The 22,063-nt window shown below is 72.8% G+C and carries 19 protein-coding genes, 2 tRNA genes and 1 pseudogene; 8 read left to right on the forward strand and 14 right to left on the reverse strand.

Annotation, left to right across the window (positions count from 1 at the left end; all coding sequences use genetic code 11):
• Window positions 1-25 precede the first annotated feature (25 nt).
• The 5 genes from MRQ36_RS08085 to MRQ36_RS08105 form a co-directional block, all read right to left on the reverse strand.
• The gene (locus MRQ36_RS08085; protein ID WP_242794254.1) at window positions 26-277 is read right to left on the reverse strand and encodes a hypothetical protein; all 252 of its coding nucleotides are present in this window, start codon (window positions 275-277) and stop codon (window positions 26-28) included.
• Window positions 278-390: 113 nt separating this feature from the next.
• A tRNA-Met gene (locus MRQ36_RS08090) sits at window positions 391-464 on the reverse strand.
• A gap of 137 nt (window positions 465-601) precedes the next feature.
• Window positions 602-678 (reverse strand) — tRNA-Met (locus MRQ36_RS08095).
• A 147-nt stretch (window positions 679-825) separates the two neighbouring features.
• The gene (locus MRQ36_RS08100) at window positions 826-3,795 is read right to left on the reverse strand and encodes a UPF0182 family protein (protein WP_242794256.1); all 2,970 of its coding nucleotides are present in this window, start codon (window positions 3,793-3,795) and stop codon (window positions 826-828) included.
• 126 nt (window positions 3,796-3,921) lie between these two features.
• Window positions 3,922-4,935, reverse strand: a complete 1,014-nt coding sequence (locus MRQ36_RS08105; RefSeq protein ID WP_242794257.1) for a PDZ domain-containing protein — start codon at window positions 4,933-4,935, stop codon at window positions 3,922-3,924.
• A 183-nt stretch (window positions 4,936-5,118) separates the two neighbouring features.
• On the opposite strand from MRQ36_RS08105, the gene MRQ36_RS08110 reads away from it, so the two are divergent.
• Window positions 5,119-6,342 carry a zinc-dependent metalloprotease gene (locus MRQ36_RS08110; RefSeq protein WP_242800935.1) on the forward strand — a complete coding sequence of 408 codons (1,224 nt, stop codon included), beginning with the start codon at window positions 5,119-5,121 and terminating at the stop codon, window positions 6,340-6,342.
• Between the two features lie 60 nt (window positions 6,343-6,402).
• Here the strand turns inward: MRQ36_RS08110 and MRQ36_RS08115 are convergent, their stop codons facing one another.
• Window positions 6,403-7,005, reverse strand: a complete 603-nt coding sequence (locus MRQ36_RS08115) for a hypothetical protein (RefSeq protein WP_242794258.1) — start codon at window positions 7,003-7,005, stop codon at window positions 6,403-6,405.
• A gap of 212 nt (window positions 7,006-7,217) precedes the next feature.
• The gene (locus MRQ36_RS08120) at window positions 7,218-7,817 is read right to left on the reverse strand and encodes a M48 family metallopeptidase (protein WP_308194790.1); all 600 of its coding nucleotides are present in this window, start codon (window positions 7,815-7,817) and stop codon (window positions 7,218-7,220) included.
• A 452-nt stretch (window positions 7,818-8,269) separates the two neighbouring features.
• On the opposite strand from MRQ36_RS08120, the gene MRQ36_RS08125 reads away from it, so the two are divergent.
• The 3 genes and pseudogenes from MRQ36_RS08125 (at window position 8,270) to MRQ36_RS08135 (ending at window position 11,126) form a co-directional block, all read left to right on the forward strand.
• Complete coding sequence (locus MRQ36_RS08125; protein WP_007464795.1) at window positions 8,270-8,437, forward strand: DUF5679 domain-containing protein; 168 nt, start codon at window positions 8,270-8,272, stop codon at window positions 8,435-8,437.
• Window positions 8,438-8,646: 209 nt separating this feature from the next.
• Window positions 8,647-9,783, forward strand: a pseudogene (locus MRQ36_RS08130) (ThiF family adenylyltransferase).
• Window positions 9,780-11,126, forward strand: a complete 1,347-nt coding sequence (locus tag MRQ36_RS08135) for an AarF/ABC1/UbiB kinase family protein (RefSeq protein WP_242794260.1) — start codon at window positions 9,780-9,782, stop codon at window positions 11,124-11,126. The pseudogene MRQ36_RS08130 and the gene MRQ36_RS08135 overlap by 4 nt, the downstream one beginning before the upstream one ends.
• Window positions 11,127-11,432: 306 nt before the next feature.
• On the opposite strand, the gene MRQ36_RS08140 is transcribed toward MRQ36_RS08135, so the two are convergent.
• The 3 genes from MRQ36_RS08140 to MRQ36_RS08150 all read right to left on the reverse strand — a co-directional run bounded on the left by MRQ36_RS08140 (window position 11,433) and on the right by MRQ36_RS08150 (window position 14,472).
• A complete protein-coding gene (locus MRQ36_RS08140; RefSeq protein ID WP_242794261.1) occupies window positions 11,433-11,798 on the reverse strand; it encodes a WhiB family transcriptional regulator in 366 nt (121 codons plus the stop codon).
• Window positions 11,799-11,929: 131 nt separating this feature from the next.
• A complete protein-coding gene (locus MRQ36_RS08145; RefSeq protein WP_242794263.1) occupies window positions 11,930-12,184 on the reverse strand; it encodes a hypothetical protein in 255 nt (84 codons plus the stop codon).
• Window positions 12,185-12,309: 125 nt separating this feature from the next.
• Window positions 12,310-14,472 (reverse strand): ATP-dependent DNA helicase UvrD2, encoded by a 2,163-nt coding sequence (locus tag MRQ36_RS08150; RefSeq protein WP_242794264.1) that lies wholly within the window; start codon window positions 14,470-14,472, stop codon window positions 12,310-12,312.
• 91 nt (window positions 14,473-14,563) lie between these two features.
• Between MRQ36_RS08150 and MRQ36_RS08155 the strand changes: the two genes are divergently transcribed.
• Complete coding sequence (locus MRQ36_RS08155) at window positions 14,564-14,806, forward strand: mycoredoxin (protein WP_242794265.1); 243 nt, start codon at window positions 14,564-14,566, stop codon at window positions 14,804-14,806.
• Between the two features lie 97 nt (window positions 14,807-14,903).
• Here MRQ36_RS08155 and MRQ36_RS08160 read toward each other — a convergent pair whose 3' ends face one another.
• A complete protein-coding gene (locus MRQ36_RS08160) occupies window positions 14,904-16,217 on the reverse strand; it encodes an MFS transporter (protein WP_242794266.1) in 1,314 nt (437 codons plus the stop codon).
• Between the two features lie 219 nt (window positions 16,218-16,436).
• Here MRQ36_RS08160 and MRQ36_RS08165 point away from each other — a divergent pair, with 219 nt between their 5' ends.
• From MRQ36_RS08165 to MRQ36_RS08175, 3 genes are all read left to right on the forward strand, one after another.
• Window positions 16,437-17,417 (forward strand): helix-turn-helix transcriptional regulator, encoded by a 981-nt coding sequence (locus tag MRQ36_RS08165; RefSeq protein WP_242794267.1) that lies wholly within the window; start codon window positions 16,437-16,439, stop codon window positions 17,415-17,417.
• A gap of 76 nt (window positions 17,418-17,493) precedes the next feature.
• Window positions 17,494-17,733 (forward strand): DUF397 domain-containing protein, encoded by a 240-nt coding sequence (locus tag MRQ36_RS08170; RefSeq protein WP_242794268.1) that lies wholly within the window; start codon window positions 17,494-17,496, stop codon window positions 17,731-17,733.
• 217 nt (window positions 17,734-17,950) lie between these two features.
• Window positions 17,951-18,211, forward strand: coding sequence for a hypothetical protein (locus MRQ36_RS08175; RefSeq protein WP_242794270.1), 261 nt, complete (start codon window positions 17,951-17,953; stop codon window positions 18,209-18,211).
• Between the two features lie 231 nt (window positions 18,212-18,442).
• Here MRQ36_RS08175 and nudC read toward each other — a convergent pair whose 3' ends face one another.
• The 3 genes from nudC to MRQ36_RS08190 are packed head-to-tail and all read right to left on the reverse strand — an operon-like array spanning window position 18,443 to window position 22,037.
• Window positions 18,443-19,390 carry an NAD(+) diphosphatase gene (gene nudC, locus MRQ36_RS08180; RefSeq protein ID WP_242794272.1) on the reverse strand — a complete coding sequence of 316 codons (948 nt, stop codon included), beginning with the start codon at window positions 19,388-19,390 and terminating at the stop codon, window positions 18,443-18,445.
• The gene (locus MRQ36_RS08185; protein WP_242794274.1) at window positions 19,387-20,730 is read right to left on the reverse strand and encodes a pitrilysin family protein; all 1,344 of its coding nucleotides are present in this window, start codon (window positions 20,728-20,730) and stop codon (window positions 19,387-19,389) included. Before MRQ36_RS08185 ends, nudC begins: the two co-directional genes overlap by 4 nt.
• Window positions 20,727-22,037: a pitrilysin family protein gene (locus MRQ36_RS08190; protein WP_242794276.1), complete on the reverse strand. Its 1,311-nt coding sequence runs from the start codon at window positions 22,035-22,037 to the stop codon at window positions 20,727-20,729. The genes MRQ36_RS08185 and MRQ36_RS08190 overlap by 4 nt, the downstream gene beginning before the upstream one ends.
• Window positions 22,038-22,063: the final 26 nt, after the last annotated feature.

The following is a 22,063-nucleotide window of genomic DNA, read 5'->3' on the forward strand; positions in this document are numbered from 1 at the left end:
GTCTGCCGCGCCGGGACCGCCCGCGTCAGCGGGGCGGGCCACCCCGCCGGTTACGCATCAGCCGCAGCACCAGCAGCACGATGCCGCCCACCACCACCAGGCAGCAGAGCAGCCCGAAGATGCCGACGCCGCCGCCGCGCGACCGCCGCCGGGCGGCCTCCACCACCAGTTCGCCCGAACCCGTGGACGCCCAGGCCGCGACCGGCACGAACACCGAGAGCGCGACCGTACCGAGGACCGCGCCGAGCCGGCCCCACCACTTGCTCCATGCAGACATGTCACCCATCCTCGCCGAGGAGCGCAACCGCGGCATGTCGGACGGGTGCTGGGCGGTGCCGGAGAAACGGCGAAGGGCCCCGGAGATCTCTCTCCGGGGCCCTTCGCGTCGAGTAGCGGGGACAGGATTTGAACCTGCGACCTCTGGGTTATGAGCCCAGCGAGCTACCGAGCTGCTCCACCCCGCGTCGCCTCGCAAAGCTTATCCCATCCCCGTACCGGAGATCAGCCGACCCCCCGGATCGGAGACAGGGCCCCGTCGACGCCGCCGGGTCGGTGGAACGGGAACGGCCCCGAGGATCAGATCCTCGGGGCCGTTCCGTCGTGGTAGCGGGGACAGGATTTGAACCTGCGACCTCTGGGTTATGAGCCCAGCGAGCTACCGAGCTGCTCCACCCCGCGTCGGTAGCTAAACCGTAGCGCACGCACCCCACCGCATGCAAAACGGGGCCGGACGCCGCGTCGGCACTGATTCGTCGGGTACGCGAAGAGCCCGTGACCGGGACCGCTGAGGGTCCCGGCCACGGGCTCCGTGGTCCGTCGGCGAGGTCAGCCGTTCGGTGACGGCGACACCGGGGGCGACGCGGGCGCGCTGCCGCTGGGCGCCGGTGCCGACGACGGGGTGGTCGCCGACTGCGCCTGCTGGAACGCGGTCATCGCCTCGTCCAGCGTCTTCAACGCCCGCCCGTACCGCTCGAAGTCACCGGACGTCTGGGCGGCCTTGACCTCGGCGATGGCGCTCTGCACCTTGCCGGCCGCCTCGGCCAGTTCGCCAGTGAGCGGCGGCGGGCTGTTGGTGCCGGTGCCCGGTGTGGTCCCGCCACCCGGGGGCGGGGTGCCCTGAGGCGCCCGCTTGCCCTGCTCGACGAGCTGCTTGATGCCGTCGGCGAGGGTGGGCGCCAGCGCCACGTACGAGCCGCCGTCGCCGTACGACAGCAGCACCCGTTGCAGCGACGGGAAGGCGTCCTGCTGGTTGCTCTTCACATAGACCGGCTCGACGTAGAGCATCCCGTTGGCGAACGGCAGCGAGAGCAGGTTGCCGTACTGCACCTGCGCCTGGTTGGAGGAGAGCAGGTTGAGCTGCTGCCGGATGTCGCCGTTGTTGGTCATCTGCTGGTGCACCTGTACCGGGCCGGCGGTCCGGGTCTGGTCGGGCAGCTCCAGCACCTCCAGCCTCGGCTGCCCGTCGACGTACGACCCGGAGATCAGCGCGGCGAGGTTCTGCCGGCCGTTCGGGGTGACCGCCGCGGTGAGCTGGAAGCGCGGCCCCTCCTCCTGCCCCGGGAACTGGGTGAACAGGTAGTACGGCGGCTGCTTCTGCCCGCTGTCCGGCGCGTCCGGCACATTCGGCACCTGCCAGAAGTCCTGGCCGGAATAGAAGTCGCCCGGGTCGGTGACGTGGAACTTGGTGAGCAGGTTGCGCTGCACCTTGAACAGGTCGGCCGGGTAGCGGAAGTGCTCGGCCAGCTCCGGCGGGATCGCCGACTTCGGCAGCACCAGGTCGCCGCCGAACGCCTTGTTCCACGCCTTCAGCACCGGGTCGGTGTCGTCGAACTGGTAGAGCCGCACCGTGCCGTCGTACGCGTCGACGGTGGCCTTCACCGAGTTGCGGATGTAGTTGACGTTCTCCCGGGCGAGCTGGAAGGTGCCCCGCCCGGTCAGCTCGTCGGTGGTCTCCGCCTGCAGGTTGACCCGCTCGGCGTACGGGTAGGTCGCGGCCGTGGTGTAGCCGTCGACGATCCACTGGACGCGCCCGTTCACCACCGCCGGGTACGGGTCGCCGTCCAGGGTGAGGAACGGCGCGACCTTCTCCACCCGGTCCCGGGGGTTGCGCACGTAGAGCAGCTTCGAGTTGTCGTTGACCGACTCGGAGAGCAGGAAGTTCGACTCCTGCTCCTTGATCGCGAACAGCAGCCGACGGCTGAACGAGCCGATCTTGATGCCGCCCTCGCCGGTGTACGTGTAGTACTGCTCCCCGCCGGTCGAGGTCGGGCGGTCGAACTCGACGTTGCGCTCGCCGGCCTGCCCGACGATCGCGTAGTCGTCCGCCTCCATCCGCTCGCCGTAGTAGATCCGCGGCTGCTGCGCCGGGATCTGCTCGGACTGCGAGGCGCAGCCCTGCACCTCCTTGGCGGAGTCGCCGAGGAAGCCGGAGACGAAGTACGGGGTGCCGTTGTCGCAGATCTGGTTGGCCGGCGCGGCGACCAGCCCGTACCCGTGGGTGTAGACGGTGTGCCGGTTGATCCAGTTGTTCTGGGGCAGCTCGCCGTAGTTGATCTCCCGGACGCCGACCACGTAGTCGGAGGTCTTGCCGCTCACGGCGTACCGGTCGATGTCCAGCTTGGGGCCGAAGTCGTAGAAGCCGCGCACCTGCTGGAGCTGGGTGTACGTCTCGGAGACCAGCTGCGGGTCGAGCAGCCGGACGTTCGGCACCACCGAGGTGTCGGTGGCCAGGCTGGCCGGCGGGACGAGGTTGTTCGCCGCGTACCCGGAGGTCTTCGTGGCGCTCAGCCCGTACGCCGCCCGGGTCGCCTCGATGCTCCGCTGGATGTACGGCGCCTCCTTGTCGCGGGCGCTGGGCTTGACCTCGAAGGTCTGCACCGCCCACGGGTAGATGCCACCGATCGCGACGGCGGAGACGCCGAGCAGGGCGAGCGAGATGCCCGGCCAGACCAGGTTCCGCATCACCGCGTTGGAGAACACGATGATCGCGATCGCCACCACCACGGAGATGTAGGCGAGGATCTCCTTCGCCGGCAGCAGTGCGTTGATGTCGGCGTAGCCGGCGCCGTAGAGCTTGGTGCCCTCGTTGTACTCCAGCAGCATCGCCCGCCGGTCCAGCACGTACGCGACCGCCTTGAGCAGCACGAAGACCGCGACCAGCGTGCTCAGGTGGGCGCGGGCGCCGTTGGTCATCCGGTCGCCGACGCCCTGGAGCCGGACGCCGCCGAAGAGGTAGTGCACGGCCAGCGCGCCGAGCAGGGAGAGCACCACCGCGGTGAAGCCGACACCCAGCAGGTAGCGCCAGAACGGCAGTTCGAAGACGTAGAACCCGACGTCGACGCCGAACTCCGGGTCCTTGACGCCGAAGCTGCCACCGTTGCGGAAGAGCAGCCACTGGCTCCACCGGGTCTGCGCGGAGAGGCCGGCGAAGAGGCCGATGACGGCGGCGACCGTGGCGATCCAGCTGCCGAGCCGGGGGCTCAGCAGCATCCGGTAGCGCTCCAGGGTGGCCTGCTCCAGCGAGTGCGGGCGCATCCGGGGCCGCAGCCGGTGGGCGAGCCAGAGGTTGCCCCCGATGACGACCGCCATGCCGAACCCGACGATCAGGAAGAGCAGCACCCGGGTGGCGAGCACGCCGGTGAAGACCTGGGTGTAGCGGACCTCGTCGAACCAGAGCCAGTCCGTCCAGGCGTTGACCCCCCACCCGAGCAGGGTGAAGAGGACGAACACCCCGACCAGGACACCGATGGTGACGCGTCCGCGCCGGCTCATCCTCGGCAGGGGGCTGCTACGCATGACCACTGTTGGCTCCGCACGCTCGATGTGATCGGCTCCGACCAGGCACCCAGAGTACGGGGTGTTCCTGAACACGTCGGGTCAAGGTCACGTCACGATCGTCGGGCGGGCCGGGAGCGGCCCAGGTCAGCAGCGGGTGGGCTGCCCGCCGGCCCGCAGCGTCTCCAGCGCCGTCAGCGCGTCGTCCAGCGTCGCCACCCTGAGCAACGGCAGGTCGGGCTGCGAGTTGCGGACCGCCTCGGCACAGTTGTCGGCCGGCACCAGGAAGACCTTCGCCCCCGCCTCCTTCGCCCCGACCAGCTTCTGGGCGATGCCACCGATCGGTCCGACCCGACCCTCGTCGTCGATGGTGCCGGTGCCGGCGATGACCTTCCCGCCGGTCAGGTCGGCCGGTTCCAGCTTGTCCAGCACACCGAGGGCGAACATCAGGCCGGCGCTCGGCCCGCCGATGTCCCCCAGGTCGATCTTCAGGGTGAAGGGGTGCGGCTGCTGCTGGTCGATCTCGACCCCGATCCGGGGCCGGCCGTCCTGCTCACGGCTCGTCACCGTGGCGGTCGCCGGCACGCCGCCCCGGGTGTAGCCGATCTTCAGCGCGGTGCCGGCCGGCTTGGCGCGGACGAGTTCGGTGAGCCGGCCGGTGCTGGTCACCGGCTGGCCGTCGACCGAGGTGAGGACGTCCCCGGCCTTGAGCACGTCGGTCGAGGGGCCGCCGGCGGTGACCGCCTTGACCAGCACCTGGACCGGATAGCCCAGCTTCCGCAGCGCGGCGGTCTCCGCGCTGGTCTGCGAGTTCTGGAAGTCCTCGGCGTTGCGCTTCTCGACCTCCTCCTGCGACTCGTTCGGCGGGTAGACCAGCTCCTTCGGCACCACCGCCTCGTCCGGGGAGAACCATCCGGCCAGTGCCGCCCGGAGCCGGACGGTGGGCTGCACCCCGACCGTGGTCAGCCGCAACTGCCCGGCGGAGGTGGACGTCGCCCGTCCGGTGACCTGGATGACCTCCTTGCCGTCGGAGGTGCCGAGGGTGTTGACCGTCGGGCCGGGCCCGAGCACCACGTACGGGATCGGGACGCTCAGCACGCCGACGCTGAGCAGGGCGGTGAGCAGTGCACCGAGCAGTACGGTCACGCCGCGACGTCTCATGCGGCAGAGCGTACCGATCGCCGTGCGCCGGTCCGGCCCGACGACCGGTGGACTTCGCCCTCAGCGCAACGCCGACGCGCCGACCAGGGGCGCGGCACGCGTACCGTAGACGTCGTGCCTGATATTCCGTTCGGATTCGCGCTCCCGGGTGGGCAACCACCAGATCCCAACGACCCCGCGCAGATGCAGCAGTTCATGTCGCAGTTGCAGAACCTGCTCTCCGCGCCGGGCAGCGGGCCGGTCAACTGGGACCTCGCCCGCCAGGTGGCGGCGAGCCAGCTCGCCGCCAGCGGCGACCCGGCGGTCTCGCCCTTCGACCGCAACACGGTCGAGGAGGCGCTGCGCATCGCCGACCTCTGGCTGGAGCCGGCCACCTCGTGGCCCTCCGGCATCCGGACCTCGGTGGCCTGGAACCGGAACGAGTGGATCTTCCGGACCCTCGACGTGTGGCGCAAGCTCTGCGATCCGGTGGCCAGCCGGATGGTCGGCGCGATGGGCGACCTGGTGCCGCCGGAGGCCCGGGCCCAGCTCGGCCCGATGCAGTCGATGGTCGCGACGCTGGGCGGCGCGCTCTTCGGTGGCCAGCTCGGCCAGGCGCTCGGCTCGCTCGCCGCCGAGGTGCTCTCGGCCGGCGACATCGGGCTGCCGCTCGGCCCGGCCGGCACGGCCGCACTCGTCCCGGCCAACATCAAGGCCTACGGCGAGGGCCTCGAGCTGCCCGAGGACGAGGTACGCCTCTACGTCGCCCTGCGCGAGGCCGCCCACCAGCGGCTCTTCCAGCACGTGCCGTGGCTGCGCGGGCACGTCCTCACCGCGGTGGAGAACTACGCGTCCGGCATCCGGGTCAACCGGGAGGCGATCGAGGAGGCGATGGGCCGGGTCGATCCGACCGACCCGGAGTCGATGCAGGCGATCGCCCTGGAGGGCATCTTCACCCCGGAGGACACCCCGGCGCAGAAGGCGTCGCTGGCCCGCCTGGAGACCGTCCTGGCCCTGGTCGAGGGCTGGGTCTGCCACGTGGTGGACAGCGCCGCGGGCGAGCGCCTGCCGAACGTCGTCCGGCTGGGTGAGGCGTTCCGCCGTCGCCGGGCCGCCGGTGGGCCGGCCGAGCAGACCTTCGCCGCCCTGGTCGGGCTGGAGCTGCGTCCGCGCCGGCTGCGCGAGGCGTCGGTGCTCTGGGCGGCGCTCACCGAGCACCGGGGCATCGCCGGCCGGGACGCGGTCTGGGGTCACCCGGACCTGCTCCCGTCCGACGACGACTTCGCCGATCCGGAGGGCTTCGCCGCCGCCCGGCTCGACCTCGACGACGAGTTGGCCACCTTCGACTTCACCGCGCCGGGTGGGCCGGAGGAGCAGGCACCGGGCGGGGAACCCCGCCCCGACTCCGACGGCGACGACAAGTCCTGACGCGTTCCCCGCGCGGCGCGTGACGGTAAGGCGGTGTCCGGTCCTCCGGGCGCCGCCGCGTCAGCCGGTGCGGCCGGAGAGCAGGGCCCGGGTGGCGTCCCAGCCCTCGAAGGCGGGGTCGAGGGCGGCCAGGTCGGCCGGGCCGCGCAGCCGCCGCCAGCCAGGAGTGGTCACCACGTCGCCCGGGCGCGGGGCACCGGCCCGGACGTCCGCCGGCACCGCCGTGTCCAGGTCCAGCGCCGGCAACCAGTCCGGTACGGGCAGCCGCGCCGCCACGCCGAGCAGCCCCGGCCCGGTCCCCTCGACCGGCGCGACCGCCACCGGCCGGGTGGTCAGCGGGCGGAGCAGCTTGCCCAGGGTGAGGCCGGGCACATCGGGTGCGTCGGCGGCCACCACGGCCGCCTGGTCATAGCCGGTCAGCGTGGCGAGGACCGCGTCGACGGTCGGAGTGGGCACCTCGTACACCGTCATGTCGGGCCACACCACGGCGTCGGCCAGCCATCGGTCCGCCGGCGTGACCGCGACGGCGGTCTCCACCTCGTTGAGGGTGGCGAGCAGGTCCACCACGTCCTCGGCGAGCGCGGTGCGCCACCGGTCCGGGTCGATCCCCGGTGGCGCCCAGGCCACCGGTCCGAGCAACGCCACCACCACACGTCGGGCCACGCCCAGACCCTACGCCGCGCCGTCCCGGCGTCCGGTGCCGCCGGTCACCGTCGGGACGCTACGAACCTGATGACATCGATGAATCGCCGACCGGCGACCACGGCCGTCCACCCCGGCACAGCCGCCCCCCGGTGGCCGGCGGGACCGGCTCAGGAACGGCGGCCGGACCCTTCCGCCCGGGACCGGGTCGGCGCGGATCCCCCGCTCGGCGGTCAGTCGGTGAGGGGTACGCCGGAGGCGGCGGCCACCCCCTCCAGGTAGCCCCGGGCCCGTTCGGTCTTCGGGTAGCGACCGACGAGCTGCCAGAAGCGGGCGTTGTGACTGGGCACGATGAGGTGCGCGAGCTCGTGCAGCAGCACGTAGTCGATCACCCAGTCCGGCATGTCCTGGATCCGGTGCGAGATGCGGATGGTGCGGTCGGCGGGGGTGCAGGAGCCCCAGCGCCCGTTCTGGTTGGTCACCCAGCGGACGCTCGCGGGCACGGCTTCGACCCGGTGCTCGGCCAGATAGAGGTTGGTCAGGCGGGCGGCCCGGGCGAGCAGTTCCGCGTCGGAGCGGGCGAGCCGGCCCTCCCGGGCGGCGAGCCGGGCCAGCATCCGGTCGACCCACTCGCTCTCCTCGGCGCGGGAGAACTGGTCGGGGATGAGCACCACGACCCGCTCACCGTCCCGGTACGCGGACACCGTGCGTCGTCGGCGCTGACTGCGCCGCACCTCGACGACGGGCTTCCGCGTCACGGCCATCACTGACCCGCGCAGCCTCGGATGACTGTCACGAAGGAAAGCTAATGCGTACTGACCAGGGGTCCGCAAGGGTCAACACGGCGACACGCGCCCGGAAAATGGTGATTGGTCGGGTGGAGTCCCGAAAAAAATCTGCCCCGGGGCAGGTCAGCGGGCCCCGGTCACCCTTCGTGGCGACCGGATCGGCGGCCTGCGCGTCACCTCGCGGACCCGGACCACGTTAAGTGATCATCCCGGGGAGCGCGGGACGGGGGCCGCCCGAAGGGGGATCTGAGCGCATTCACCCGGCGTGTCCCGACCAAACTGACTTATCCGACCTAATTCGGCATGCACACTCTCGACGTCGACTTGCTCACGTCAAGATGCACAGCTGACATGGAACTGCCCGTACCTGGGTAGGGTCCGCCAACCGGCGGTCACGAGCGTGACCGCGGAGAACCCCAGCGTCGGCGCCCGCGAGGCCCGCGCCGGAAAACCTGCCGGGACTCCCGTGCCCGGCGGACGAGACGAGGAGGGCTACCGTGGCCGACCAGGCCCAGACCTACAACGGTTACTGCGTCAAGTGCAAGGAGAAGCGGGACTTCGAGGGACACGTCGAGGTCTCCAAGACCGGCATGAACATGGCCAAGGGCAAGTGCCCGGTCTGCGGCACAACAGTGAACCGCATTCTCGGCAAGGCCAAGGTCTGATCCGTTCGGATCCGACACACGGGGGAGGGGTGGCCGACGGCCGCCCCTCCCCCGTCGCACTGCGGCCGGCCGGCACCTGTCGGCTGCCCGACAGAGTTACCGGCCGGTTGTGGAAAACCCGGCATTTCCTGTGGACGGCGCTGGACAGAGCACCGCCCACCTGTGGACAACGATCGACGGAGAGCGTGGATGCGGTAACGATTCGTGTCATGACCCGCCCCGCACCCCCGAACCGGGCCACCCTCGTCCGCCCCATCCTGCTGCCCGGCCTGACCCGGCTGTGGCGCGACCGGCACACCCTCCAGCTCGGCGTCGAACCGGGCCGGGCCGTGCTGCTGGAGGTCGCCGATCCCCGCGCCGCCCGGCTGCTCGACCTGCTCGACGGCACCCGCAGCGAACGCGGCGTGCTCACCGACGCGGACGTGCCGTCCGGCGACGCCCGGGTCCTGCTGGACCTGCTGCACGCCGCCGGGCTGGTGGTGCCGGCGCACACCCTGCTCCCCCGCGACCTGGCCGGCCCGGTCCGGGCCCGGCTGGCCGACGAGGCCGGTGCGCTGGCGCTGGGCGCCCGGGGCTGCCCGGCACCCCCGCCCAGGTGCTGCGGCGACGCCGGAGCGCCCGGGTGCTGGTCACCGGCGCCGGAAGGCTCGGCGGGCCGATCGCGGTGGCGCTGGCGCAGGCCGGGGTCGGCCACGTGGACCCGGACCTGACCGGCCCGGTCCGCCCCGGCGACCTGGTCGGCACCGGGCTGTCGGCCACGGACGTCGGTCGACCGTTGGCCGCCGCGCTGCGCGAGGCGCTCCGCCGGACCGCGCCGGACACCGAGAGCCGCCCGCTCCGGCACGGCCGGGTCGACCTGGTCGTCCAGCTCGGCACCGACCGGCCGGCGGCGCTGATCGCCGCCCGGCACGCCCGGCGACGGCAGCCGCACCTGCTGGTCGGCCTGCGCGGTGGCGTACCGGTGGTCGGCCCGCTGGTCCGGCCGCCGGTGGGCCCCCTGCCTCAACTGCCTGGACCTGCACCGGGTCGACCGGGACCCGGACTGGCCGGCGCTGGCCGCCCAGCTCGCTGCGGTCGACCCGGCCGACCAGGCGGGTGCGGCCACCACCCTGCTCGCCGCCGGGGCGTACGCGGCCGCCGAGGCGCTGGCGCACCTCGACGGGGGCAGCCCGGAGACCCTCGGCAGCGCCGTCGAGGTGGCCGGTCCCGGCCGGCACCGGCGGCGGATCTGGCCACCGCACCCCTGCTGCGGGTGCTCCGGTGAGCGTCGGGCCGGCCGTGCCGGCACCCACTCCCGGCTTCGGAGCAGCAGCGGGGGCCCCGCGTCGGTAACAATGGCCGGGTGACCGACATCCCGCGCCGGGCCGTGTCCCGGACCGCCAAGCTCGCCGCCCTGCCGCTCGGCTTCGCCGGTCGGACCGTCCTCGGGATGGGCAAGCGGGTCACCGGGCTCGCGTCCGACGTCATCTCGGCCGAGATCCAGCAGCGCACCGCCGAGCAGCTCTTCAGCGTCCTGGGCCAGCTCAAGGGCGGTGCGATGAAGTTCGGGCAGGCGCTGTCGGTCTTCGAGGCGGCGCTGCCCGAGGAGGTCGCCGCCCCCTACCGGCAGGCGCTCACCAAGCTCCAGGAGGCCGCCCCGCCGCTGCCCGCGGCGACCGTGCACAAGGTGCTCGCCGAGCAGCTCGGGCCGGACTGGCGGGACCGTTTCGTCGAGTTCGACGACACTCCGGCCGCCGCGGCGAGCATCGGCCAGGTGCACCGCGCGGTCTGGCGGGACCCGGGCTACGGGTCGGCCGGCGCCCCGAACCACCGCGACGTGGCCGTCAAGATCCAGTACCCGGGCGCCGGGGAGGCCCTGCTCTCCGACCTCAAGCAGCTCTCCCGGCTGGGCGGCATGTTCCGGGCCATCCAGCCCGGGCTGGACGTCAAGCCGCTCCTGGTCGAGCTGCGCGAGCGGATCACCGAGGAACTGGACTACGAGCTGGAGGCCGAGTCGCAGCGCGCCTTCGCGGCGGCGTACGCGGACGATCCGGAGATCTTCATCCCGGAGGTGCTCGACGCCTCACCCCGGGTCCTGATCACCGAGTGGGTCGAGGGCACCCCGCTCTCCACGATCATCCGCGAGGGCAGCGAGGAGGAGCGCGACGACGCCGGGCGGCTGATGGCCGTGCTGCACCTCTCCGCGCCGATGCGGGCGGGCCTGCTGCACGCCGACCCGCACCCCGGCAACTTCCGGCTGCTCCCGGACGGCCGGCTCGGGGTGATCGACTTCGGCGCCGTGGCCCGGCTGCCGGAGGGCACGCCGGAGCCGATCGGCCGGCTGGCCGGCATGGTGCTGCGCGGCGACGCGGACGGGGTGGTCAGCGGGCTGCGCGAGGAGGGCTTCGTCAGTCAGACCGAGTCGATCGACGCGCAGGCCCTGCTGGAATACATCCAGCCGATGCTAGCGCCGGTGGCCGAGGAGGAGTTCCGGTTCACCCGGGCGTGGCTGCGGTCCGAGGCGACCCGGCTGGCCAGCCCCCGGTCGCCCGCCTTCCAGCTCAGCCGCCAGCTCAACCTGCCCCCGTCCTACCTGCTCATCCACCGGGTGACGCTGGGGTCGATCGGGGTGCTCTGCCAGCTGGAGGCGAAGGCGCCCTACCGCGCCATCCTGGAACGCTGGCTGCCGGGCTTCGCCCCGGTCGCCTGAGCAACGACGCACAGACGCCGAGGGGGCGGCGGCCGGAAACCGGCCACCGCCCCCTCGTGCTGCTAGGGACTAGAGAACACCCAGGTCGCGGGCCGACTGACGACGGCTGTTCAGGGCGACGGTACGGGCGGATCGGGCTGCCTCAGTGCTCGTGGTGGTACGACCGGCCTGAGGCCGGCGCATTCGAGCCCGGGACAACGCTTCGTGGAGTAGTTGCATCTCGGTTCCGTTCGGCAGGTGGAGCATCTGTCTCGGCTTTCTCTCGGCCGGTGGGACACCGGCGGGGACGTGTGGAACGGGAAGTTGTCAGGCTGCCAGCCGGACCGTGTTGCGCGACTCGGACAGCCCACTGGCCGCCAGTCGTGCCTCGGCCTCGACCCGGAGCTGGGCGTCACGCGCGACGTCCTCCTTGCGCGGGCGGCCACGGGGCCGCTTGCGCGGGACCACCGCGCCACGCTCGAAGATCTCGCCGCCCCAGACACCCCAGGGCTCGGCCCGCTCCACCGCACCGGCGAGGCACTCGACGCGCAGCGGGCAGTCCCCGCAGAGCGACTTGGCCAACTCCAGCTCGGCGGGCTGGTCGGAGAACCACAGGTCGGGGTCGAACTTCCGGCAGGGCAGGTTCGCCTCCACCTCGACACTCACGTCGAGCGGGGCCAACGCCAGACTCATCGCCCGGTCACCTCTCTCTCACTTCGATCTCGTGGATCGCAATTCCGACGTACTTCGACGGGCAAAAAACTGAGGCCGCGGATCCCGGTGAGCGGGTTCCGCGGCCTCGAGGTGAGCCGGTGGTCTGAAGATCAGACCGGTCTCCCTCGAGGTGGAACGCCGCGGACATCCATGCGCTGCTTGGCGCCGTCGATGCCCTTGCCCGTGAAGCCACTGGTCCCCTCGATTCCGGCCAGCGGCGCAACGGTCAGGTTCAGCTCGGCCTGAGCCTGGACCTGGTGCGCCTGCGGAACCGACGGCCGAGCGGCAAGGACCACCCGGACAGCCGACAGCGGAGCGTGGGCAGCTGGCATCGCCGCCGGACGCTCATAGTTGAAGATCTCCATTGATGCCACCTCCCTCACGTTCCTCGTGTCGACCATGGACTCGACCCCCGTGAGCAGCCGGAATAGCGCCGCTCGCGTGGTGTGTCCTGAGGCTATTCCTCGCGCCGGGGCGAGGGCAAACGAATTTACGACTCGATTTCGAAAGTTTTCTCCGGGCAGACATCGTCGACCGATGCGCCCCCGACCAGCGCCAGCACGGTCTCGCCGTAAAGGCCCAGTTTGCGCGGTCCGATCCCGGCGATCGCGATCAGCTCCTCGGTGCGCCCCGGCTTCCGCTCCGCCAGCGCGGTCAGGGTGGCGTCGGTGAAGACCACGTACGCCGGCACCTTCTGCGCGCCGGCCACCCGCTGCCGCCAGTCCCGCAGCCGCTCGTACAGCTCCTCGTCCAGGTCCGAGGGGCAGGTCGGGCAGCGGCCCAGCTTGCGGTCCGCGCCGCCGAGCAGGGTGGCACCGCAGATCCGGCAGGAGACGATCTGGTTGCGCCGCCGCTCGACCCGCTTGGCCGCGCCGGCGCCGGCCCGCTCGGTGCCCCCACCGGAGCGGTCGAGCTGCGGCAGGAAGCGCGACGGCCGCCGGGCCCGTCCCCCGGGCGACCGGGCCGCGGCGTACGACAGCCAGAGCCACTCCCGCGCCCGGGTGATCCCGACATAGAGCAGCCGCCGCTCCTCCTCGACCTGCTCCGGGGTCTTCGCGTACATGGTGGGGAGGGTCCCCTCGGCGAGGCCGACCAGGAAGACGGCGTCCCACTCGAGGCCCTTGGCGGAGTGCAGCGAGGCCAGCGTCACCCCGTCCACGGTCGGTACGTGCTGCTGGGCGGCCCGCCGGGCCAGCTCGTCGTTGAAGTCGCTCAGGGTCACCGGCCGCTCGACCGCGGCGGCCTCGCCGATGGGCAGCACCTCGGGCGTCGAGGCGTACTCCTCGGCGAGCTGGACCAGAGCGGCCAGTGCCTCCCAGCGTTCCCGCGCGGCGCCGCCGGCCGGGGCGGCGTCCGGCGCCCAGCCGACCGCGGAGAGCGCCTCGGTGACGGCGGCCGGCAGGGGGGTCTCCCCCGGGATCGAGCGGGTGGCGGCCCGCAGCGCCACCATCGCCTGGCGCACCTCGGGCCGTTCGAAGAAGCGCTCCGCCCCCTGCACCACGTACGGCACCTGCGCCTCGGTGAGCGCCTTCTCGTACGCCTCGGACTGCGCGTTGATCCGGAACAGCACGGCGATCTCCCGGGCCGGGGTGCCGCCGTCGATCAACGTCCGGCAGCGGGCCGCGACCGCGTTGGCCTCGGCCGGCTCGTCGGTGAAGATCCGCAGCTCCGGTTCGGGGCCGGCCGGGCGCTGGCCGTGCAGCTCCAGCCGCAGCCGGGCTTCCGCGCCCCGCGCCTGTGAGATCACCGCGTTGGCCAGCCCGACCACCTGCGGGGTGGAACGGTAGTCGCGGACCAGCCGGACCACGGTGGCGTTACGGTGCCGGCGCGGGAAGTCGACCAGGTACGACGAGGTGGCGCCGGTGAACGAGTAGATCGTCTGGCTGGCGTCGCCGACCACGGTGAGGTCGTCCCGGCCGCCGAGCCAGGCGTCCAGCAGCCGCTGCTGGAGCGGGTTGACGTCCTGGTACTCGTCGACCACGAAGTGCCGGTACTGGCCGCGTACCTGCTCGGCGACGTCCGGATGCTCCTCGATGCCCCAGACGGCGGCGCGCAGCATGTCCTCGAAGTCGATCACCCCGTTGCCGCGTTTGAGCTTCTCGTACGCGGCGAAGACCTCGGCCACCTTCGCCGGCTCGTGCGGGGTGTCGCGCAGCGCCTTGGCGGCGGCCACCACGTACTCCCCCGGCTCGACCAGCGACGACTTGGCCCACTCGATCTCGCCGGCCAGGTCCCGGGCGGCGGCCCGGTCGGTACGCAGGCCGACCTTGGCGGCGGCGAGCGTGACCACCCGCACCTTGCTGTCGAGCAGTTCCGGCATGGCCCGCCCCTCCAGCAGCCGGGGGGCGAAGTAGCGCACCTGGCGCAGCGCCGCCGCGTGGAAGGTGCGCGCCTGCACCCCGGCGACGCCGAGCGCGGTGAGTCGGGCCCTCATCTCGGCGGCGGCACGGGCGGTGAAGGTGACCGCCAGCACGTGCCGGGCGGAGATGTCCCCGGTCAGCGCGCGGTGGGCGATCCGGGAGGTCACCGCGCGGGTCTTGCCGGTGCCGGCGCCGGCCAGGATGCAGACCGGACCGGCCGGCGCGGTCACCGCGGCCCGCTGCTCCGGATCCAGCCCGGCCAGCACCCGTTCCGCCGCTGAGTGAACCACCACAGCGAGGAATCATTCCAGCCCCCGGTGATGTTGCAGCCATTAGCCTGGCCTGATCGGACCGGGCGCGAACCACCCCTTGGAGGACGTGACCATGCTGACGATGTATTCCACCCCGTGGTGCGGCTACTGCCACCGGCTGAAGTCGCAGCTGGACCGGGAGGGCATCGGATACGAGGTGGTCGACATCGAGCAGGACCCGGCGGCCGCCGATTTCGTGATGAGCGTGAACGGCGGGAACCAGACCGTCCCGACGCTCCGCTTCGCCGACGGCAGCGCGCTCACCAACCCCTCGATCGTCCAGGTCAAGCAGCACCTCGCCACCCTCAACGCCTGACCAACCCGCACCTGGAAAGAGCGGCCGCCCCTCCCGGGCCGGCCGCTCTTGCACATCCCCACCCGGGCCGCCACCGTCCCGGCGCCGCCCGGTGGAGTTAGCGGCGGGCCGCGCGGCGTGTCGTGCCGGCAACCTCATGATCGACGGCAGGAGCCGGGCTGGGGGTGGTGGGGCGGCGGGGGTGGGGGATGCGGGGGTGGGCGGGGCGCGGTGCGAGGGTGGTGGTCGGGGGCGGTGGGGTGAGGCGCCGGCCGTGCCAGAGGTAGCCGCCGGCGGCGGTGGTGATCACCCCGACGAGGACGAAGAGCAGGCGGTAGTCGAGGACCCCGACGAGCAGGGCGCCGGTGCCGATGGACGCCGCCTGCGGACCGCTGACCAGGGCGTCGGAGGCCGCGGCGACCCGACCGAGCAGCGGCGGCGGGGTACGCCGCTGGACCAGCGTGTTCAAGCCGACCATGGTGAGCGGGATCGACACCCCGGCCAGCAGCAGCGCCAGCACCCCGAGCCAGAGCCGCGGGTACGCCAGGGCCAGGGCGGCCGGACCGAAGAAGGTGACTCCGGCGGCCAACGCCCCCACCTCGCCGACCCGGCGTACCACGGTCGCCGAGAGCAGGCCGCCGACCAGCCCACCGATGCCCTGCACGGTGACCAGCACGCCGACGAACGCGGCGTCCCGGTGCAGCCCCCGGTCGACGTACGCGAAGATCAGCGACTCGGTGAAGCCCATCACCAGCGAGCCCAGGCCGTAGCCGACCAGGGCCCGGCGCAGCGCGGGCTCGCCGGCCAGGTGCCGCAGCCCGGCCCCCAGCTCCGCCGGCCAGCTCAGCTCCCCGGCCGGCGGCCGGGTCTCGGCGACCCGGAGCAGGCCGACCACGGCGGCGGCGGTGACGAACCCGCCCATCGCGAGGGTGACCAGCAGCCAGCCGCCGACGGCGGCGTAGAGCCCGGCACCGGCGAGCGGACCGACCAGGCGCAGGGCCTGGCGGACGGTCTGGAGCGCCCCGTTCGCCTCGGGCAGCAGCTCGCTCGGCACCAACTGCCGGATCAGGCCGCTGAGCACCGCGCTCAGCGTGATGTACGACAGGCCGTAGAGCGCGGCCACCACGTAGATGATCCAGACGTCGGTCCGGTCGCGGACCGCGAAGAGCGGGCTGAGCAGGACGGCGGTGAGCAGGTTGACGGCCACGAAGAACGGCCGCCGCGGGTACCGGTCGACCACCCAGCCGACCAGCGGGGCCAGCACCATCGGGGCGATGATGGCGAAGATGATGGCGCCGGCCTGACCGTCCGATCCGGTCAGGTCCTTCACCCAGACGGCGAGGGCCAGCAGCAGGATCGACTCGGCCGCCATGCTGGCCAGCAGGGCGGCGAAGAGCAGGCGGAAGTCGGGGCGGCGCAGGACGGAGCGCATGGGTCCCTCCGGGGGATGGCGCCCGGGTAGGGGCGCGTCAGGGGCGGTGCCGGTCGCGGCGGAACAGCGTCGGCACCTCTCCACGGTCCTCTTTTTGTCTGGAGACACGCCCTCGCCGGAACGTCCGACACCGGTTGCGCCGTCCATACTGACCGTGGGGGGCGAATTTCATACAGTTACCGTCGCGTCCGCGCGGCGGTCGACGGAGAAGAGGACACCGTGCCTCCTGCCGCACCAGGCCCCATCCTGCGCCGCCGCAGGTTGGGCACCGAGCTGCGCCGGCTCCGCGAGCTGACCGGCCTCACCGGCGACCAGGTCATCGAGCGGATCGGCTGGGCCTCCGCGTCCAAGCTGTCCCGCCTGGAGAACGGTCGCAGCCGCCCCGATCCGGAGGACGTGGGCGTCCTGCTGGAGCTCTACGGGGCGAACGTCGAGCTGCGCGAGGAACTGCTGGGCATCGCCCAGGAGGCCGGCGACATGCGCGGCTGGTTGAAGAACTTCCCGGTGATGACCCAGCAGCAGCGCGGCTTCGCCGAACTGGAGGCCGGCTGCGCGGAGATCTCGGAATACAACCCCGTGCTGGTGCCCGGCCTGCTGCAGACCCCGGAGTACGCCCGCCTGCGGATCGTCTCCGCGCACGGCGTGGACGAGCAGGCCGGCGACCCGGCGGCCGGCGAGGACCCGGAGACCGAGGTACGCGCCCGGCAGGCCCGCCAGTCCCTGCTCACCCGCGCCGACGCGCCCCGCTACACCGCGGTGCTGGAGGAGTCGGCCCTGGACCGGCGGACCGCTCCGACCGAGGTGCTGCGCGAGCAGATCATCCACCTCTGCGACCTGGCCGGTCAGCCCAACGTCACGCTGCGCCTGTTGCCGCGGGACACCCGGATCGCCGAGTGGTATCTGCCGCCGACGGCGTTCTCGCTCTACCGGTTCGCCGATCCGCTCGATCCGGAGACGCTGGCCATCGAAGGTGGCTTCACCGACGTCATGTCTACCGAGGCAAACGTCCTATATCCCTATAAAGTGGTGTTCGAGTGGCTATGCTCGGCGGCGCTCTCCGATTCGGACACCCTCTCCTGGCTCATCGAGGCGACGGGGCGGCTGACCGACCCGGCAACCGAGCCCACGGTGGCGTACGCGCCGGCAACGGCGCCGGCACAGCGCCGCCAGGGCTCGGGGCGTCTGACGACGGACCGGTGACGCACCGCCGGACCCGCCGTCCGGGCCTGCGGCGTCACTCGTCCCCATCGGAGCACTCCAGAGCAGGAGCAGGACCATGAACGACATCCGCAACAGCTCGTCCGGTCTCGCGCGGCAGCTCGCCGGCGCGGCATGGCACAAGAGCACCCGGAGCCAGACCTCGAACTGCGTCGAGGTGGCCGAGCTGCGTACCGGGTCGGCGGCCGTCGCGCTGCGCGACAGCAAGGACCAGGGTGGCCCGGTGCTGCTGTTCAACCGGGCCGGTTGGCTGGGCTTCATCACCGGCGCGAAGAACGGGCAGTTCGATCTGAACTGATCCGTCGAGCAAGGCGGGGCCGTCGGCATCGCGCCGACGGCCCCATCGTGCATCCACCCTCGACAACCGCGCTGAGCTGGGGTCCCCCGATCGGGGGACCCCCGCAATCGATAGTCGAGTTTCACTTGCTGGGACGGCCACCGCGCGTAACATGACGAAAGAGTGACGTGGAAGTTCCACTGCGTACTCGCCGTCGCGATCCGTCCGGGGGACACCCATGCGGTTCCTGATCGTTCGCACCGACATCCGCACCGTCGTCGACACCGACATCGCCGCCGCCTGGGCCGACGGTGGCCGGCTGCGGGATGAGACCACCACGCCGGAACCACGCCGCCAGGTCGTGCACGCCGAGGACCGGGACGCGGCCCTGCTGCTGGCCCGGGCCCTGGCCAGCGTCGGCGCGGTGCGCTGCGGGAAGCAACGGGTCAAGGTGCTCCCGCTCGACGGCCCCGGGCCGGAGCGTCCGGGCAGCTCCTGACCCACCCGGCGTCCGTCGTGGTCGGACCGGCTCCCCCGCCGCGTTCCTTGCCCCAGCCGGCCACGACGGCCCGTGTTCCCGGCCCGTGACCGTCGCGGCAACGGCGGTCGCGGGTCGGGGCCGCGTCCGCCCCGGCCGGCTCGAACCGGCCAGGCCGACGGGTGACCAGCCCCGCCTCCGGTTCACCCTGCCGGGTGCGTGGCCGGCGAGAGACCGCCGGCCGGCGCGGGGTCAGCAGTGGCCGTCGAGCCAGCGGTGGACCAGGAAGAGGGCGATGGAGGAGGGCGGGGGCAGGACCAGGCGCTCCCCCTCGCCGACGTCGACCACCTCGCCGGCCAGCGCGACGCCGATCTCCCGCCGGGTGAACCAGCGCGCCTCCGCGATCTCCGCCGGGTCGACCCGGACCGGCTCGTCGGCGTCGGCCCGGGCCAGGAAACCGAGCATCAGCGAGCCCGGGAACGGCCAGGACTGGCTGCCGGCGTACGCGATGCTGGTGACCCCGACGCCGACCTCCTCGCGGACCTCGCGCAGCACGGCGGCCTCCGCCGACTCGCCCGGCTCGATGTAGCCGGCGAGGCAGGAGAAGCGGCGCTGCCCGGGGGTACGCGGCCAGGTGGCGTTGTTGCCGAGCAGGCAGCGCCCCTCCGGGCCGTCCACCCCGTCGTGCACCAGCACGATCATCGCCGGGTCGGTACGCGGCCAGGCCCGGTCGCCGCCCGGGTCGATCCGCGACCAGCCGGCCTCGTCCACCTGCGTCGGGTGCCCCGTCGAGGCCGAGTAGCCGTGCCGCAGGTGCCAGTTCAGCAGCGCCACAGCGGTGGTGAAGATGCCCGCGTCCCGGTCGGCGAGCAGGTGGCCCACCTCGCGCAGGCTGACCGCCCGGGCGTCGGGCCGGGCCGGCAGCGGCGCGTCCACCGCGAAGACCGGCACCCCGTCCGGCTCGACGCCGAGGAACATCGGCACCGAACGGGGCACCTCGGGCAGCTCGCCGGAGCCGATCAGCACCAGCTCCGGCGGGGCACCCGTACCGCGCACCAGCGCCCGGCCGTGGTCGGTCGAGTCGAGCACCAGCACCCGGGCCCGCTCCCACGCCTCGGCGAGCCACTCCGGGTCGGTACGCCGGTGCGCCGCCCGGTCCAGGGTGGACCGGGCCAGCGGCGGGACCGCCTCACCGGTCACGCCGACTCCGTCCGTACCGGGGTCAGCGCGGAGAGCGGCCCGGCGATCCGGTCGGCGTCACCGAGCACCACGACGACGGCCTTCGCCGGGGAGAGGTAGCGCGCCCCGGCCTCGGCGACGTCGGCCACGGTCGCCTTCGCCAACCGGGCGGCGTGCTCGGCGAGGAAGTCCAGGCGCAGCCCGTTGCCGGCGTACGCGCTGGTCAGCGAGGCGAGCCCGGACTGGGTGGACATGCCGAGCTGGAGGGTGCCGAGGGCGTACTGGCGGGCCTGCTCCAGCTCCTCCGGCCTGACCGGCAGCGACGCCAGCCGACCCAGCTCGTACGTGGTCTCCAGCAGCGCCGGGGCGGTGACCTCGGTGGCCACCTCGGCGGCGGCGACCAGCACCGAACCGGCCACCGAGTGCTCGACCATCGAGTGCGGCCCGTACGTGTAGCCCTTGTCCTCGCGGATGTTCTCCACCCAGCGGGAGGAGAAGTAGCCGCCGAAGACCAGGTTGGCCAGTTGCAGCGCGGCGTGGTCGGGGTGGGTACGCGGCACCGCCGGCAGCGCGATCCGCAGCGACGACTGCACCGAGCCGGGCCGGTCGACCAGCAGCAGCGGGCCCGGCTCCAGCGGCGGGGCGGGTGGCAGCTCGGCGACGTGCCCGTCGCCCCGCCAGCCGCCGAGGGCCTGCTCGGCGGCGTCCAGCGCGCGGTCCGGCTGCACGTCGCCGACCAGCACCAGCACCGCACCGGCCGGGTGCACCCGCTCGGCGTGCAGCTTGCGCAGGGCCGCCGGGCGGACCGCCCGGACCTGGTCGGGGTCCGGGGTCTGGGTCGCGTACGGGTGCCGGCCGTAGACCCGCTTGAGCAGCGCGGTGCGGGCCAGGTGCGCCGGCTGGCTCTGCGCCACCTGGATGCGGTCGACCAGCCGGTCCCGCTCGGTCTGGACCCAGTCACCGGGGTAGGTCGCCCCGGTGAGCACGTCGGCGAGCAGCTCCAGCATCCGGTCCAGCCCGGTGACCAGGCCCGCACCGGAGAGCATCAGCCGGTCCGGGTCGACCCCGGCGGAGAGCCCGCCGCCGACCTTCTGCAGCTCGGCGGCGATCTCGGTCGCGGTGTGGGTCTGCGTGCCGGCGAGGATGGTCTGCGCGAGCATCGCGCCGCGGGCCAGGTGGCTGCGGCCGAAGGGCATCCAGAGCCGCAGCTCGACCAGCGGCACCGCCGGCCGGCGTACGGCGATCACGGTGAGCCCGTTGGCGAGGGTGCGCTCGGCCTGGGTGGGGAGCTTGAGCTTGCGGTTGGGGCCGAGCGGCGGCAGCGCCCGCGTCCCGGTCTCGACGATTGCCGTTGCCGTCATTTGGCGCCTCCGGGGATGACCTCGATGGACGCGCGGCGTTCCGGCCGCAGGGTGGCGGCGGCGGCGCGGACCTGCTCCTCGGTGACCTGGCCGACCAGCCGGGGCAGCTCGTTGAGCAGGCCCGGCTCGCCGCGCTGCTGTTCCAGCACGGCCATCCGCAGCGCCCGGCCGAGCACCGCGTCGGTGTCCCGCAGCAGGTGGGTGGCCATCCTGGCCTGGGTACGGGCCAACTCCCCCTCGGTGAGCCCGTCGGTGGCGAGCCGGTCCAGCTCCTCGTCGAGGGTGCGCAGCACCTTGTCCACGTCGCCGCCGGGCGGCAGGTGCGCCTGGAGCAGCAGCGCGGTGGGGTCGCGCACGTCGTACGGGTCGCCCATGAAGCCGAGGTAGCCGCCGAGGCTGGTGACCGTCCGGTCGCGCTGCACCAGCCGCTCGACCAGCCGGGAGGCGTCGCCGTCAGTGAGCACCTCGGCCAGCACCACGTACGGCAGGTAGCCGGCGAAGTCGGTCACCGGGTCGGGCACCCGCCAGGCCCCGGCGATCGCCGGCAGCGGTGCCAGCTTGTCGGTGTACGACGTGCGCCGTTCCGCGCTCAGGTCGGGTTCGGTGAAGTCGGGGCGTGCCGGGGCGGGGCGGGCCGGCACGTCCCCGAAGTGCCGCTCGATCAGCGCGGTCGCCTCGGCCACGTCGATGTCGCCGCTGACCGCCAGGACGGCGTTGCCGCTGGCGTAGTAGCGGCGGAAGAAGTCGGCGGCGTCGGCGACGGTGGCGGACTCCAGGTCGTCGAAGGAGCCGTAGCCGTCGTGCGCGTTGGGGAAGGTGTCGAACATGACCGGCGGCAGGGTCAGCCAGGGGAACCCGCCGTACGGCCGGTTGAGCACGTTGACCCGGATCTCCTCCTTGACCACGTCGACCTGGTTGCGCAGGTTCTCCTCGGTGAGGCGGGGGCCGCGCATCCGGTCGGCCTCGAGGAAGAGGGCCCGTTCCAGCGCGTTGGCCGGCAGGGTCTCGTAGTAGTCGGTGTAGTCCAGGTGGGTGGAGCCGTTGAAGGTGCCGCCGGCGCCCTGCACGTGCCGGAAGTGGGCCAGCTTCTCCAGGTTCTCCGAGCCCTGGAACATCAGGTGCTCGAAGAGGTGGGCGAAACCGGTGCGGCCCTCGGGTTCGGAGCGGATGCCGACGTCGTAGACCACCGCCACCCCGATCACCGGGGCACTGCGGTCGGGGGTGAGCACCACCCGCAGACCGTTGTCGAGGGTGAACCGCTCGACCGGGTATTTCGTCGCTGGAATCCTGGCTCTCCGCGTCGGCACGTGATCGACACTAGCGCGTCGGCACC

The organism is Micromonospora sp. R77 (assembly GCF_022747945.1).
GTDB lineage: Bacteria > Actinomycetota > Actinomycetes > Mycobacteriales > Micromonosporaceae > Micromonospora.

Excerpts from the sequence above, each read along its gene's own strand:
- MRQ36_RS08085 (WP_242794254.1), bottom strand. The coding sequence starts at position 277 with ATGTCTGCATGGAGCAAGTGGTGGGGCCGGCTCGGCGCGGTCCTCGGT.
- MRQ36_RS08100 (WP_242794256.1), bottom strand. The coding sequence starts at position 3,795 with ATGCGTAGCAGCCCCCTGCCGAGGATGAGCCGGCGCGGACGCGTCACC.
- MRQ36_RS08105 (WP_242794257.1), bottom strand. The coding sequence starts at position 4,935 with ATGAGACGTCGCGGCGTGACCGTACTGCTCGGTGCACTGCTCACCGCC.
- MRQ36_RS08110 (WP_242800935.1), top strand. The coding sequence starts at position 5,119 with ATGCAGCAGTTCATGTCGCAGTTGCAGAACCTGCTCTCCGCGCCGGGC.
- MRQ36_RS08140 (WP_242794261.1), bottom strand. The coding sequence starts at position 11,798 with ATGAGTCTGGCGTTGGCCCCGCTCGACGTGAGTGTCGAGGTGGAGGCG.
- MRQ36_RS08145 (WP_242794263.1), bottom strand. The coding sequence starts at position 12,184 with ATGGAGATCTTCAACTATGAGCGTCCGGCGGCGATGCCAGCTGCCCAC.
- MRQ36_RS08155 (WP_242794265.1), top strand. The coding sequence starts at position 14,564 with ATGCTGACGATGTATTCCACCCCGTGGTGCGGCTACTGCCACCGGCTG.
- MRQ36_RS08160 (WP_242794266.1), bottom strand. The coding sequence starts at position 16,217 with ATGCGCTCCGTCCTGCGCCGCCCCGACTTCCGCCTGCTCTTCGCCGCC.
- MRQ36_RS08170 (WP_242794268.1), top strand. The coding sequence starts at position 17,494 with ATGAACGACATCCGCAACAGCTCGTCCGGTCTCGCGCGGCAGCTCGCC.
- MRQ36_RS08175 (WP_242794270.1), top strand. The coding sequence starts at position 17,951 with ATGCGGTTCCTGATCGTTCGCACCGACATCCGCACCGTCGTCGACACC.
- MRQ36_RS08185 (WP_242794274.1), bottom strand. The coding sequence starts at position 20,730 with ATGACGGCAACGGCAATCGTCGAGACCGGGACGCGGGCGCTGCCGCCG.